The organism is Grimontia kaedaensis (genome assembly GCF_023746615.1).
Classification (GTDB): Bacteria; Pseudomonadota; Gammaproteobacteria; order Enterobacterales; family Vibrionaceae; genus Enterovibrio; species Enterovibrio kaedaensis.
In genome coordinates, this window is sequence record NZ_CP082275.1 from 576,759 (window position 1) to 590,932 (window position 14,174).

Genomic DNA, 14,174 nt, shown 5'->3' on the forward strand with positions numbered 1-14,174 from the left:
CATCAAAGCTATTATCGAAATTATTAAAGGGGGGAGGCTATGCGCCTTGACCGATTTACCAGCAAATTCCAATTAGCCATCTCTGACGCTCAGTCACTGGCTTTAGGGCGCGATCATCAGTATATCGAGCCCGTGCACTTGATGGTGTCTCTCCTCAATCAGGACAGCAGCACCATCCGTCCTCTGATGACGCTCCTGAATGTGGATCTGACTCAACTACGCTCCAGTCTGAGTGAACTGCTCGACAAGCTGCCGAAAGTGACTGGTACTGGCGGCGATGTCCAGCTCTCGCACAGCATGGGCATGCTTTTCAATATGTGTGACAAGCTGTCCCAGAAGCGAAAAGATAAATACATCTCCTCTGAGCTTTTTATCCTGGCTGCCGTTGAAGACAAAGGTGCTTTGGGTGAATTGCTCAGAAGCCTTGGCCTGACAACCAAGAAAGTGGAAGACGCGATTGATAAAGTGCGCGGCGGTCAGGCTATCAATGATCCTAACGCGGAAGAAGCGCGCCAGGCGTTGGAAAAGTTCACCATTGACCTGACTGAAAAAGCCGAGCAGGGCAAGCTCGACCCGGTGATTGGCCGTGACGAAGAAATTCGCCGCACCGTGCAAGTGCTACAACGCCGTACCAAGAACAACCCAGTAATCATTGGTGAACCAGGCGTGGGTAAAACCGCCATTGTTGAAGGTCTGGCACAGCGTATCGTCAACGGTGAGGTACCTGAAGGGCTTCGCAACAAACGTGTGCTTTCTCTCGACATGGGCTCGCTCGTTGCTGGTGCGAAATATCGTGGTGAATTCGAAGAGCGCCTGAAGTCAGTTCTCAATGAACTGGCGAAAGAAGAAGGTAACGTCATTCTCTTTATCGACGAAATCCACACCATGGTGGGAGCAGGTAAAGCAGAAGGTGCGATGGATGCGGGTAACATGCTTAAGCCTGCATTGGCGCGTGGCGAACTTCATTGCGTTGGTGCAACCACATTAGATGAATACCGTCAGTATGTGGAAAAAGATGCGGCACTTGAGCGTCGTTTCCAGAAAGTGCTGGTGGATGAGCCAACGGTTGAAGACACCGTCGCTATTTTGCGTGGTCTTAAAGAGCGTTACGAGCTTCACCATGCGGTAGAAATTACTGACCCGGCGATCGTTGCTGCTGCGAGTCTCTCTCATCGCTATATCTCGGATAGACAACTGCCGGATAAAGCTATTGACCTGATTGATGAAGCGGCGTCGAGCATTCGTATGCAAATAGACTCAAAACCTGAACAGCTTGATCGATTAGAGCGTCGCTTAATCCAGCTCAAGATTGAGCAACAGGCATTGGCTAAAGAAAACGATGACGCAAGTAAGAAGCGTCTTGAATCCTTGCAAAGTGAAATTGACGAGAAAGAGCGTGACTATGCTGAGCTGGAAGAAGTGTGGAATGCAGAGAAAGCAGCGCTTTCCGGCACGCAACACATCAAGAGTGCGTTAGAGCAGGCACGCACGGATTTAGACATTGCACGTCGTGCAGGTGACCTTAACCGCATGTCTGAATTGCAGTATGGTCGTATTCCTGAACTGGAAAAGCAGCTCGATCTGGCTAGTCAGGCGGAAATGCAGGAAATGACTTTGCTTAAAAACCGAGTGACTGACGCTGAGATTGCAGAAGTACTATCCCGTCAAACCGGTATACCTGTCGCCAAGATGCTGGAAGGCGAGAAAGAAAAGCTACTTCAGATGGAAGATGAGCTTCATGGTCGGGTGATTGGTCAATCAGAGGCTGTCACCTCGGTGGCAAACGCTATTCGTCGTAGTCGTGCAGGCCTTGCTGATCCGAATCGCCCGATTGGCTCGTTTCTGTTCCTTGGTCCAACAGGTGTGGGTAAAACAGAACTGTGTAAATCACTGGCAGAGTTTCTCTTTGACAGCAGCGACGCCATGGTGCGTATCGACATGTCAGAGTTTATGGAGAAACATTCAGTAGCTAGACTGGTGGGTGCACCTCCTGGCTATGTGGGATATGAAGAAGGCGGTTATCTGACAGAAGCAGTTCGCCGTCGTCCTTATTCTGTCATTCTATTGGATGAAGTAGAGAAGGCGCACCCTGATGTCTTCAATCTTCTTCTACAGGTGTTGGATGATGGCCGTCTGACAGATGGTCAGGGTCGTACCGTTGATTTTCGCAATGCTGTGGTGATTATGACCTCTAACCTGGGTTCTGATCGCATTCAGGAACATTTTGGTGAACTGGATTACAATGGCATCAAAGCCATGGTGATGGATGTGGTGGGCAAACATTTCCGCCCAGAGTTCATTAACCGAGTCGATGAGTCAGTGGTCTTCCATCCATTGGGTCAGGAGCACATCAAGTCTATCGCCGGTATCCAGCTTGAGCATTTGGCAAAACGTATGGCTGAGCGTGACCTGAAGTTGGAAGTCACCGACGAGGCACTAACGCTTATCGCTGATGCGGGATTTGACCCAGTGTATGGTGCTCGCCCACTTAAGCGCGCCATTCAGCAAAGTGTCGAGAACCCATTGGCACAATCTATTCTTCGCGGAGAAGTGAAACCAGGCTTGCCGGTGAAACTGATTGTCGAAGACGAGCAAATAAAAGCTGTGCAATAAAGACAGGCTTAAAGAGTAAGAACATAAAGAGGCCCAATAGGCCTCTTTTCTTTTATCTATATCCAGGTGCTTCCCTCGATTTTAAAAGTTACCCACAGCTTTTTGTGGGCTTGATGTGGGTAAAATGTGTGGAAATAAGCCTTTCGCACAAAAGATACTCAAACGATGACTTTTCTACAAAAAAGTTTAAAAAAGCCCTTGCCAGAATTCGAGACCTCCCTATAATGCGCCCCATCGACACGGCAAGCGGCTCCCAATAAGGAAATGCCCACCAAGTCGAAACGCGAAAACCTCATCATCAAAGCATTGAAAAGTGCGGCGAAGAGGTGAGTCAACAAGGTGTTTTGAGGGTTGCGAAAGCAATGCTGAAAAATCTCAAAATTTCTTCTTGACTTCATCGCCCGGCAGCGTAAAATTCGCAGCCCTGACGGTGAGAGGCGACGCTTCTTCAAGTCAACGTTCTTTAACAATTTGACCTATGCAATCTGTGTGGGCACTCGTGATTGATAGACAAAAGATTTATCGATGTTTACTGAGTGACCAAACGAAAACTCTACGGAGTTATCGGCACAGTCAATTCGTTCTGCTCTTTCTTTACTTTGTAGAGAGGGGTTAGAACACAACAGTATTTCATCGAGCCAAAAACTTTAATTGAAGAGTTTGATCATGGCTCAGATTGAACGCTGGCGGCAGGCCTAACACATGCAAGTCGAGCGGCAGCGACAATAAAGATTCTTCGGATGATTTATTGGGCGGCGAGCGGCGGACGGGTGAGTAATGGCTGGGAACCTGCCTGGTAGAGGGGGATAACCACTGGAAACGGTGGCTAATACCGCATGACGTCTACGGACCAAAGAGGGGGACCTTCGGGCCTCTCGCTACCGGATGGGCCCAGTTGGGATTAGCTAGTTGGTGGGGTAAAGGCTCACCAAGGCGACGATCCCTAGCTGGTTTGAGAGGATGATCAGCCACACTGGAACTGAGACACGGTCCAGACTCCTACGGGAGGCAGCAGTGGGGAATATTGCACAATGGGCGCAAGCCTGATGCAGCCATGCCGCGTGTGTGAAGAAGGCCTTCGGGTTGTAAAGCACTTTCAGCCGTGAGGAAGGCATTGTACTTAATACGTGCAGTGTTTGACGTTAGCGGCAGAAGAAGCACCGGCTAACTCCGTGCCAGCAGCCGCGGTAATACGGAGGGTGCGAGCGTTAATCGGAATTACTGGGCGTAAAGCGCATGCAGGCGGTCTGTTAAGCAAGATGTGAAAGCCCCGGGCTTAACCTGGGAACCGCATTTTGAACTGGCAGGCTAGAGTCTTGTAGAGGGGGGTAGAATTTCAGGTGTAGCGGTGAAATGCGTAGAGATCTGAAGGAATACCGGTGGCGAAGGCGGCCCCCTGGACAAAGACTGACGCTCAGATGCGAAAGCGTGGGGAGCAAACAGGATTAGATACCCTGGTAGTCCACGCCGTAAACGATGTCTACTTGGAGGCTGTAGTCTAGAACTGTGGCTTTCGGAGCTAACGCGTTAAGTAGACCGCCTGGGGAGTACGGTCGCAAGATTAAAACTCAAATGAATTGACGGGGGCCCGCACAAGCGGTGGAGCATGTGGTTTAATTCGATGCAACGCGAAGAACCTTACCTACTCTTGACATCCAGAGAACTTTCCAGAGATGGATTGGTGCCTTCGGGAGCTCTGAGACAGGTGCTGCATGGCTGTCGTCAGCTCGTGTTGTGAAATGTTGGGTTAAGTCCCGCAACGAGCGCAACCCTTATCCTTGTTTGCCAGCGAGTAATGTCGGGAACTCCAGGGAGACTGCCGGTGATAAACCGGAGGAAGGTGGGGACGACGTCAAGTCATCATGGCCCTTACGAGTAGGGCTACACACGTGCTACAATGGCATATACAGAGGGCAGCGAGACAGCGATGTGAAGCGAATCCCAGAAAGTATGTCGTAGTCCGGATTGGAGTCTGCAACTCGACTCCATGAAGTCGGAATCGCTAGTAATCGTGGATCAGAATGCCACGGTGAATACGTTCCCGGGCCTTGTACACACCGCCCGTCACACCATGGGAGTGGGCTGCACCAGAAGTAGATAGCTTAACCTTCGGGAGGGCGTTTACCACGGTGTGGTTCATGACTGGGGTGAAGTCGTAACAAGGTAGCCCTAGGGGAACCTGGGGCTGGATCACCTCCTTAACGATACTATTAATGCTAGTGTCCACACAGATTGCTACGGTCAAAAAGATAAAGAACATACTTAGATGGGTCTGTAGCTCAGGTGGTTAGAGCGCACCCCTGATAAGGGTGAGGTCGGTGGTTCAAGTCCACTCAGACCCACCAATCGATTCGGTTGGTGGCACTAAGTATCGATGTGGGGCTATAGCTCAGCTGGGAGAGCGCTTGATTTGCATTCAAGAGGTCTGCGGTTCGATCCCGCATAGCTCCACCACTCTTTAAGCACACTTCTCTAAACAGAGAGTGCTAAGTGTTCTTAAAAAGTGGTTGTTCGCTAGAACACATCACATGCTCTTTAAAAATCTGGAAAGCTGACTAAACAAACTCAATGAGTTTGTTTGTAAAAGTTCTCAAATGTTGATTCTTCGGAATTAACACCAAACACATTCAAGTGTTCTTGGTTTCATCCTTCTTAGGAAGTGATGAACAATATTTGAGTCCGGCGAAATCGTTCATCGCTTTATGTTTCCGCTTTTTAAGAAAAAGCAGAGGCAAAAAGGGTGAACATGTTCTTATTAGAACGCCTTGGTTGTTTGAGCATACGAAACCTCTTGGGGTTGTATGGTTAAGTGACTAAGCGTACACGGTGGATGCCTTGGCAGTCAGAGGCGATGAAGGACGTAGTAACTTGCGATAAGCCCAGATAAGGCAGTAACAGCCATTTGAATCTGGGATGTCCGAATGGGGAAACCCACTGGCATAAGCCAGTATCCCACACTGAATACATAGGTGTGTGGAGGCGAACTCGGGGAACTGAAACATCTAAGTACCCGAAGGAAAAGAAATCAATTGAGATTCCGGCAGTAGCGGCGAGCGACCCCGGATTAGCCCTTAAGCGTTTTATGAGTTAGTGGAAGCCTCTGGAAAGTGGCGCGATACAGGGTGATAGCCCCGTACACGACGGCTTATTTAACGTGAAAACGAGTAGGACGGGACACGTGTTATCTTGTCTGAAGATGGGGGGACCATCCTCCAAGGCTAAATACTCCTGACTGACCGATAGTGAACCAGTACCGTGAGGGAAAGGCGAAAAGAACCCCTGTGAGGGGAGTGAAATAGAACCTGAAACCGTGTACGTACAAGCAGTGGGAGCCTACTTGTTAGGTGACTGCGTACCTTTTGTATAATGGGTCAGCGACTTACGTTATGTAGCAAGGTTAACCGTATAGGGGAGCCGTAGGGAAACCGAGTCTTAACTGGGCGAATAAGTTGCATGACGTAGACCCGAAACCGAGTGATCTAGCCATGGGCAGGTTGAAGATTGAGTAACATCAATTGGAGGACCGAACCGACTAATGTTGAAAAATTAGCGGATGACTTGTGGCTAGGGGTGAAAGGCCAATCAAACTCGGAGATAGCTGGTTCTCCCCGAAAGCTATTTAGGTAGCGCCTCGGACGAATACTACTGGGGGTAGAGCACTGTTAAGGCTAGGGGGTCATCCCGACTTACCAACCCTTTGCAAACTCCGAATACCAGTAAGTACTATCCGGGAGACACACGGCGGGTGCTAACGTCCGTCGTGGAGAGGGAAACAACCCAGACCGCCAGCTAAGGTCCCAAAGTTATCGCTAAGTGGGAAACGATGTGGGAAGGCTCAGACAGCCAGGATGTTGGCTTAGAAGCAGCCATCATTTAAAGAAAGCGTAATAGCTCACTGGTCGAGTCGGCCTGCGCGGAAGATGTAACGGGGCTAAGCGATACACCGAAGCTGCGGCAGATATTTATATCTGGGTAGGGGAGCGTTCTGTAAGCCGTTGAAGGTGGTCTGTAAGGGCTGCTGGAGGTATCAGAAGTGCGAATGCTGACATGAGTAACGACAAAGGGGGTGAAAAACCTCCTCGCCGGAAGACCAAGGGTTCCTGTCCAACGTTAATCGGGGCAGGGTAAGTCGGCCCCTAAGGCGAGGCCGAAAGGCGTAGTCGATGGGAAACGGGTTAATATTCCCGTACTGCTGATAACTGCGATGGGGGGACGGAGAAGGCTAGGTGGGCCTCGCGACGGTTGTCGAGGTTCAAGTGCGTAGGTGGGTGTCTTAGGCAAATCCGGGACGCTATACACTGAGACACGATGTCGAGCTACTACGGTAGTGAAGTCATTGATGCCATGCTTCCGGGAAAAGCCTCTAAGCTTCAGGTTATCAGGAACCGTACCCCAAACCGACACAGGTGGTCGGGTAGAGAATACCAAGGCGCTTGAGAGAACTCGGGTGAAGGAACTAGGCAAAATGGTACCGTAACTTCGGGAGAAGGTACGCTCTCGACGGTGAAGTCCCTTGCGGATGGAGCTATTGAGAGTCGCAGATACCAGGTGGCTGCAACTGTTTATTAAAAACATAGCACTGTGCAAAATCGAAAGATGACGTATACGGTGTGACGCCTGCCCGGTGCCGGAAGGTTAATTGATGGGGTTAGACTTCGGTCGAAGCTCTTGATCGAAGCCCCGGTAAACGGCGGCCGTAACTATAACGGTCCTAAGGTAGCGAAATTCCTTGTCGGGTAAGTTCCGACCTGCACGAATGGCGTAATGATGGCCACGCTGTCTCCACCCGAGACTCAGTGAAATTGAAATCGCAGTGAAGATGCTGTGTACCCGCGGCTAGACGGAAAGACCCCGTGAACCTTTACTACAGCTTGGCACTGAACATTGAGCCTACATGTGTAGGATAGGTGGGAGGCTTTGAAACACAGACGCCAGTTTGTGTGGAGCCGACCTTGAAATACCACCCTTGTATGTTTGATGTTCTAACTTAGGCCCCTTATCGGGGTTGAGGACAGTGCCTGGTGGGTAGTTTGACTGGGGCGGTCTCCTCCCAAAGCGTAACGGAGGAGCACGAAGGTGGGCTAATCACGGTCGGACATCGTGAGGTTAGTGCAATGGCATAAGCCCGCTTGACTGCGAGAATGACGGTTCGAGCAGGTGCGAAAGCAGGTCATAGTGATCCGGTGGTTCTGAATGGAAGGGCCATCGCTCAACGGATAAAAGGTACTCCGGGGATAACAGGCTGATACCGCCCAAGAGTTCATATCGACGGCGGTGTTTGGCACCTCGATGTCGGCTCATCACATCCTGGGGCTGAAGTCGGTCCCAAGGGTATGGCTGTTCGCCATTTAAAGTGGTACGCGAGCTGGGTTTAGAACGTCGTGAGACAGTTCGGTCCCTATCTGCCGTGGGCGTTGGATGATTGAGAGGGGCTGCTCCTAGTACGAGAGGACCGGAGTGGACGAACCTCTGGTGTTCGGGTTGTCACGCCAGTGGCATTGCCCGGTAGCTAAGTTCGGAATCGATAACCGCTGAAAGCATCTAAGCGGGAAGCGAGCCTCAAGATGAGTCATCCCTAGGGCTTTAAGTCCTCTAAAGGGTTGTTGGAGACGACGACGTAGATAGGTCAGGTGTGTAAGCGCTGCGAGGCGTTGAGCTAACTGATACTAATTGCCCGTGAGGCTTAACCATACAACACCCAAGGGGTTTTGACGGACTCGAATAAGAACGTTGAATGTGTAAGAACGAGAACAAAGACAGTCACTTTCCAAGATTTTGGTTTTTACCTTTTTTAAAAAGGTGAAGACTTAGCAGAATTTGCTTGGCGACCATAGCGTTATGGACCCACCTGACTCCATGCCGAACTCAGTAGTGAAAGGTAACAGCGCCGATGGTAGTGTGGGGTCTCCCCATGTGAGAGTAGGACATCGCCAGGCTTCCAATTTAAGTGTGGAGCGGTAGTTCAGTTGGTTAGAATACCGGCCTGTCACGCCGGGGGTCGCGGGTTCGAGTCCCGTCCGCTCCGCCACTTCTTAAAGAAACCTCAGCCGAAATGCTGAGGTTTTTTGCTATATGCGCCCCCAGAAAAGTGCTTTGCACCTTGGGTCGCGGCACTGGACGCGCGCAACTAGGCGTCGCCGTTGAGTCCCACTGGTGCTCCAGCCCGGCCGTTCCGCTACTTCTTAAAGAAACCTCAGCAGAAATGCTGAGGTTTTTTGCTATTTGCGATCCAGAATAATTCTGCTCACTTTGAGCTGCCGTGCCAGAAGTAAGTACCACTTACTGTGCGCGACTAGAAGATCCTTTTTGCTGCTCATCCTCATCCTCATCCTCAGATTCGCTTCTTTGTGGTTTGAGTCTTCTTTAAAGGATGATCATGAATTCGTGATTCAACTGGGCAGGTTGCTGTAGGTGTTGATTGTCGAAGGACAGGTAGGAAGATGACTCGATACTATTTAAAGCCCTGCTGGTTCAGCAGGGCTTTGTCGTTTAAGCGCTATTGGTTGCTAGAGGCCTTTTTATACTTATGTGCTTTTGCTGCCTGATAAACAGAGCGCAGGCAATGAGGAGGGTAAAGAATTCGGCGAGAGGAAGCGCAGTAATGAAGTGCTGATCTTTAAAGAAAATAACCAAACCGAAGATCAGTGAAACAGGCAGTACCAATCCTCGACTCAACGCGATGGCTGCTGATTGTTTTGGCAGTTGCATTGCGGTGAAGTAAGCGGAAATAAGAACGTTAATTCCGCTTAGCATCAGACATGGCCAAATGATGGCGATGTAACTGAGAGCGTGTGAAGATGCTTTCTCATCCAAATCTGTCAGGAAAAGCTCGGTAACTGTATCGGGCTTTACGAGGCAAAGATAAACCAAGGCACTGCTAATAAACACAATGGTGGTTGCAGCGAGTGCCATGAAGCGATTGATACGATGTAGGTTACCCGCCCCTTTGTTTTGACTGACTAAAATATGGATAGCATCGACCACGCCGTAGAACATCATCATGCTGACGAACAAAATGTAGTTAGCAATTGAAAACCCCGCCACTGCTTCCTGACCGCCATTTTTCATCAGTAACCAATGTACGGTGAAGATAACGATACCTACGGAAATTTCATTGATGAATTCCGAGGCGCCGTTGATAAGCGCGCTCACAAACTTCCTTATCTCTAATCCTGCCTTAGAGAGCGACAAGGTTCTCGAAGGTTTTGCGAAATAGAAAATAAGTACCGAAAGCTGAAGTAGCTGTGCAAAGGTTGTTGCCCACGCTGCCCACTCTATCCCAAGTCCCAGCACTCCCAGGAAAACGTAATCAAGAGTAATGTTGGTCGCTGCGCCTAACATAAGCGCGGCGGTTGCGAGCATTGGGAACCCATCAGCGCGTACAAAGTAATAGAGGACCATGGTGGTCAGCTGGACAATCATACAGACGGTGAGAACACTGAAATAGCGCTCCATGAGCGGATGAAGTGAAACTGGGGCGCCTAGAAAGTAAAAGAGTTCTGTGCTGAAGATGGAGCTGATAATAGCCATCGACGCGCTGAACCCTAATGCGCCTAACATTGACTGCGTGAAGGCTGCATTGGCTTTATCAAGTTCGTCCTTGCCTATATGTTCCCCAGCTTGAACAGTCCCGCCAATTGCAATCATCAAAGACACGGCGAAAACAAACGTGATGTAAGGAATGAGTAGGTTGATGGCCGCTAGCGCGTCAGCACCCAGAAATCTGCCGACAAACATCCCATCAACAATGCTTGCACTGGATATAGCAACGAGGCCAATAAATGAGGGAATGGCGAAATAGAAGAAGGTCGAGACTATCGGTGCGTCCAACACACGGTTCTTGGAAGTCATAATCTTTGTGTAGAGAGAATAATGGACGGTCATGATGCGTGAAGAGGATGCCATCTTCACCTGCGTTAAAGGTGATATGGGACTTACCTTATGACGTGTTGTAACAATGGTAACTTTTAGTGTAATGAGAATTAATATCAATTAGGATCCGTCGCCTTATCAGATTAAACGCCATTTAGGCGCGCTTGGTATAAGGCGAGGGAAACGTGAGTCAGATAGCCAGCAACATCGCAGAGAAAGCATCCTTTCAAGCATTCTTTAACTGTTATCTGAAAGAGGTCGATGCTGGGGATTGGTCTCCCGCTTCACGCTGGCAGATGTCGGTGGGCCGATTTGGAGATGCGGCAAAAGACAAGTGGATTGTCGAAATCTCACTGCCACATTTAGTAGGAAAGCTTGCCGTAAATGTTGAATACCGCTCATTAGTCGGGAATCACCGATTAGGCAAAGTACTGATTCAAGTTGATAAGTTCTCTTGGAAAGTGATCTCAGAGACGCATGCTTTACAACAACTTATCGAAGGGATCTTCCACGCAAAGTCAGCCGCTTTTGAATGCAAGCAAGAGCTCATGCTGCGTGTGATTGAAAGCCAGAGACTAATGACGCAGTACATTGAAGAACGTCGTGGCGATCCATCGCTCAGCAAGCCAAATTTCATTGACGCTGAACAATCATTGCTTTTTGGTCACTGGCAACATCCTACACCGAAAAGCCGTCAGGGAATGTTGGAATATCATCACGCATTCTATGCACCTGAAACAAAAGGGCGCTTTCCCCTTCACTACTTTAGTATTGATCGTGCTCTGATCAAGCAACGGTCTGCGATCCCGTTGACCGCAGAAGAAGTGATCACTGAATCTTTGCCTGCTGCGGCGGATAAACCAGAAACCCATATTGTGGTTCCCATGCATCCTCTTCAAGCGCAGTGGCTTCTTCATCAAAACGATATTCGAGCGTTGATAAAGACGGGCGATATTAAGGATTTGGGAAGTTATGGCCCTGAGTTTACCGCTACGTCTTCTGTGCGCTCTCTCTATCACCCGAATCTGAATTGGATGTACAAATTCTCCCTGCCAGTAAAAATCACCAACTCACTGCGTGTTAACAAACGCCATGAGTTGGATGCTGGTGTGGTCATGGCGACACTATATCGCAAAACGGGTTTTAGTGAGCGCCATGCCTGCTTCAAGGTCATTACTGATCCCGCATACATCACGGTCGATTTGCCTAGTCAGGAAGAAAGTGGTTTTGAAGTCATCATACGCGAAAATCCTTTCCCAGAGGGCAAGGCTCAAGATGTGGTTACCATCGCGGCATTGACTCAGTCTCCAATGCCAGGTGAAAGCTCGATGCTTTATGACGTCATCAGCAAGCTTGCGAACCGAAATGAATCAGATTACCTGCGCATTGCCATTAAGTGGTTTGCCAAATACTGGGAATGCGCCATAGAGCCAATGATTGCGCTTTATGACGAACATGGCATTGCGCTTGAAGCTCACCAGCAAAACAGTGTGATTGAGATGAAAGAGGGGCTTCCATCGGTTTATTACTTCCGTGATAACCAAGGCTTCTATCTTTCCAAAGCGTATCGTGGATATCTGGAAACTATGGAGCCGGATTCTGTCACCGTAGACTCTCTCTATTTCGATGACGATGTTATCTGCGATCGTTTTGCTTATTACCTGTTCATCAACCATTTGTTCTCCATCATTGGCCGCATGGGAGCAGATGGTCTGGTTGAAGAGCGAATACTTATCAGCTTCGTTCAGCAGAGGCTCTATGCGCTGAGAAACACCCTTTCCGGTGCGGGAAAACTGTTTGTCGAAAAGCTACTGTCAGAATCAGCTATCCCGGTAAAAGCCAACTTGTTAACCCGTGTTCATGATGTTGATGAACTGCTGGCAGACAACGAACAAGCTATCTACTGCACGATTTCCAACCCGCTTGTGATGACTTGTCTGGAAGAGCCGATGGAGGTGAATTATGCCTCTGCCTAATAGCCAGAATTTGTCAGCGATTGAAAGAGTCATTAAGCAACTGTTAGAAGCGGTACTGTTTGAAAATTGCGTCGACATCTCTGACAAAGAGGGGAAGTTTGCTTGGAAGCTTGGGGAAAGAGAATATCTTATCTCAGGTCAGCGAGGCGCATTTGGTCGCTATCGACTCGATATTCAGTCGCTATGTATCGATGGTGTTCGCGCCAATGTTTCTGCGCATTGGCAGCAGATAATTGAAGATTTACCTGCAACAGAGAAAACCAAATACGCGCTTGCCGAGGAGTTCTCACAAACAGCTGCCCTTTGCGAGTGGAACCGTCGACACGTCAGTAAGCCTGAATCCCGTCGCTACCAAGAGTTTGAAACCTTGGAAGGCTCGCTTGATGAAGGACATCCATACCATCCTTCCTTCAAGGCGCGTACCGGATTCAGTGCTGCAGATCATGAAGCTTACGGCCCTGAATCTTCCAAGCCCTTCTACCTATGTTGGCTCGCCGTTAAGCGCACTCACATCAAACAAAATTTGCCACAACCCCATGACGCTTTCTGGCTCAGAGAGCTTGGCCGAACTCAATGGTTAAGATTATCTGGGGCATTGAGTGCACAGAACAAAAGTTGGGATGAATATTCGCTGTTGCCCATGCATCCATGGCAATGGCAACAGTTGAGGCAAGAACAATTGCTTGAGCCACTTGCGGATCAAACCCTCATATTTCTGGGCTTGGGAGCTGATCAATACACCGCATCACAATCTGTTCGCACCTTGATGAACGCCAGCTATTCCGATAGAGCCAATATCAAATTGTCTTTGAGCATGGTGAATACCTCATCGAAGCGCACATTGGCACCGCACTCTATTTGTATGGCGCCAGTGGTTTCGACTTGGCTCAACCGAATTATTGAAAGTGACTTCGAACTGTCGGCGCTCTCTATTTTGGAAGAGTACGCAGGTGCCCGTTTCCATGTGCCGGGGAAGACCTCTGAAACGTCTCCGCTCGCTTCAGAAGTAGCGGTTATCTTCCGCGAAAGTGTGCAGCCCAAATTGCGTGAGGGTGAGTCAGCGATTCCCTTCAACGCATTGATGATGCTTGAAGACGACGGCTTACCTTTCATTGCTGGTTGGGTAGAAACCTATGGCTTGAATATCTGGTTGAGCCGTTTAATCGATGTCGTGGTGCTTCCTGTATGGCACCTACTGGTTAAACACGGCATTGGTATTGAACCTCATGGTCAGAACATGGTGCTGGTTCATCGTGATGGTTGGCCGGAACGAGTCATAGTGCGGGATTTCCATGAAAGCGTGGAATATCACCTGCCATTTCTGGCCAATCCAGAATGGTTACCAGACTTTGCTGCCATTGAACCCTTCCTCGCACGTGCTCCTATCGATGACTACTACGGCATGAGTTCGGTGGAGTTATTGCGTGAGTTGGTGATGGACACCCTCTTTATTTACAGCCTGACAGAGGTCTCTTTCCTCATAGAAAAAAGCTACGGCATGAGCGAACAAAGCTTTTGGAACATGGTAGGCCAAAAGCTTGAAGACTATGCCGATGACCACCCAGAACTTGATAGCCGCTTGCAGCAACTTGGCTACACCGAGGCGCAGGTACTGACGGAGTCTCTGATGACCCGAAAGTTCAAAGGAAGCCAGGCTGAGTGTCACCACTTGGTGCCCAACCCATTTCATAAATATTCTCAAAAATAGGGACG

General features: G+C 49.3%; 4 protein-coding genes, 3 tRNA genes and 3 rRNA genes. 9 read left to right on the forward strand and 1 reads right to left on the reverse strand.

Going from position 1 to position 14,174, the window contains the following annotated elements:
- Nucleotides 1-39: 39 nt before the first annotated feature.
- The 7 genes from clpB (at nucleotide 40) to K6Q96_RS02905 (ending at nucleotide 8,641) form a co-directional block, all read left to right on the forward strand.
- Nucleotides 40-2,613, forward strand: a complete 2,574-nt coding sequence (gene clpB / locus K6Q96_RS02875) for an ATP-dependent chaperone ClpB (protein ID WP_251877639.1) — start codon at nucleotides 40-42, stop codon at nucleotides 2,611-2,613.
- 648 nt (nucleotides 2,614-3,261) lie between these two features.
- Nucleotides 3,262-4,814, forward strand: a 16S ribosomal RNA gene (locus K6Q96_RS02880).
- Between the two features lie 67 nt (nucleotides 4,815-4,881).
- Nucleotides 4,882-4,958: transfer RNA gene (locus K6Q96_RS02885), tRNA-Ile, on the forward strand.
- A 33-nt stretch (nucleotides 4,959-4,991) separates the two neighbouring features.
- A tRNA-Ala gene (locus K6Q96_RS02890) sits at nucleotides 4,992-5,067 on the forward strand.
- 349 nt (nucleotides 5,068-5,416) lie between these two features.
- Nucleotides 5,417-8,304 (forward strand): 23S ribosomal RNA (locus K6Q96_RS02895).
- A gap of 129 nt (nucleotides 8,305-8,433) precedes the next feature.
- Nucleotides 8,434-8,549: ribosomal RNA gene (gene rrf, locus K6Q96_RS02900) — 5S ribosomal RNA — on the forward strand.
- The 16S, 23S and 5S rRNA genes sit together here with 3 tRNA genes alongside, the layout of an rRNA operon.
- A gap of 15 nt (nucleotides 8,550-8,564) precedes the next feature.
- A tRNA-Asp gene (locus K6Q96_RS02905) sits at nucleotides 8,565-8,641 on the forward strand.
- 461 nt (nucleotides 8,642-9,102) lie between these two features.
- On the opposite strand, the gene K6Q96_RS02910 is transcribed toward K6Q96_RS02905, so the two are convergent.
- The gene (locus K6Q96_RS02910; RefSeq protein WP_251877641.1) at nucleotides 9,103-10,518 is read right to left on the reverse strand and encodes an MATE family efflux transporter; all 1,416 of its coding nucleotides are present in this window, start codon (nucleotides 10,516-10,518) and stop codon (nucleotides 9,103-9,105) included.
- 152 nt (nucleotides 10,519-10,670) lie between these two features.
- On the opposite strand from K6Q96_RS02910, the gene K6Q96_RS02915 reads away from it, so the two are divergent.
- Nucleotides 10,671-12,461, forward strand: a complete 1,791-nt coding sequence (locus K6Q96_RS02915) for an IucA/IucC family protein (protein WP_251877643.1) — start codon at nucleotides 10,671-10,673, stop codon at nucleotides 12,459-12,461.
- Nucleotides 12,448-14,169 (forward strand): IucA/IucC family protein, encoded by a 1,722-nt coding sequence (locus K6Q96_RS02920; protein WP_251877645.1) that lies wholly within the window; start codon nucleotides 12,448-12,450, stop codon nucleotides 14,167-14,169. Before K6Q96_RS02915 ends, K6Q96_RS02920 begins: the two co-directional genes overlap by 14 nt.
- The last annotated feature ends 5 nt before the right edge of the window (nucleotides 14,170-14,174 follow it).

Excerpts from the sequence above, each read along its gene's own strand:
- clpB (WP_251877639.1), top strand. The coding sequence starts at position 40 with ATGCGCCTTGACCGATTTACCAGCAAATTCCAATTAGCCATCTCTGAC.
- K6Q96_RS02910 (WP_251877641.1), bottom strand. The coding sequence starts at position 10,518 with ATGGCATCCTCTTCACGCATCATGACCGTCCATTATTCTCTCTACACA.
- K6Q96_RS02920 (WP_251877645.1), top strand. The coding sequence starts at position 12,448 with ATGCCTCTGCCTAATAGCCAGAATTTGTCAGCGATTGAAAGAGTCATT.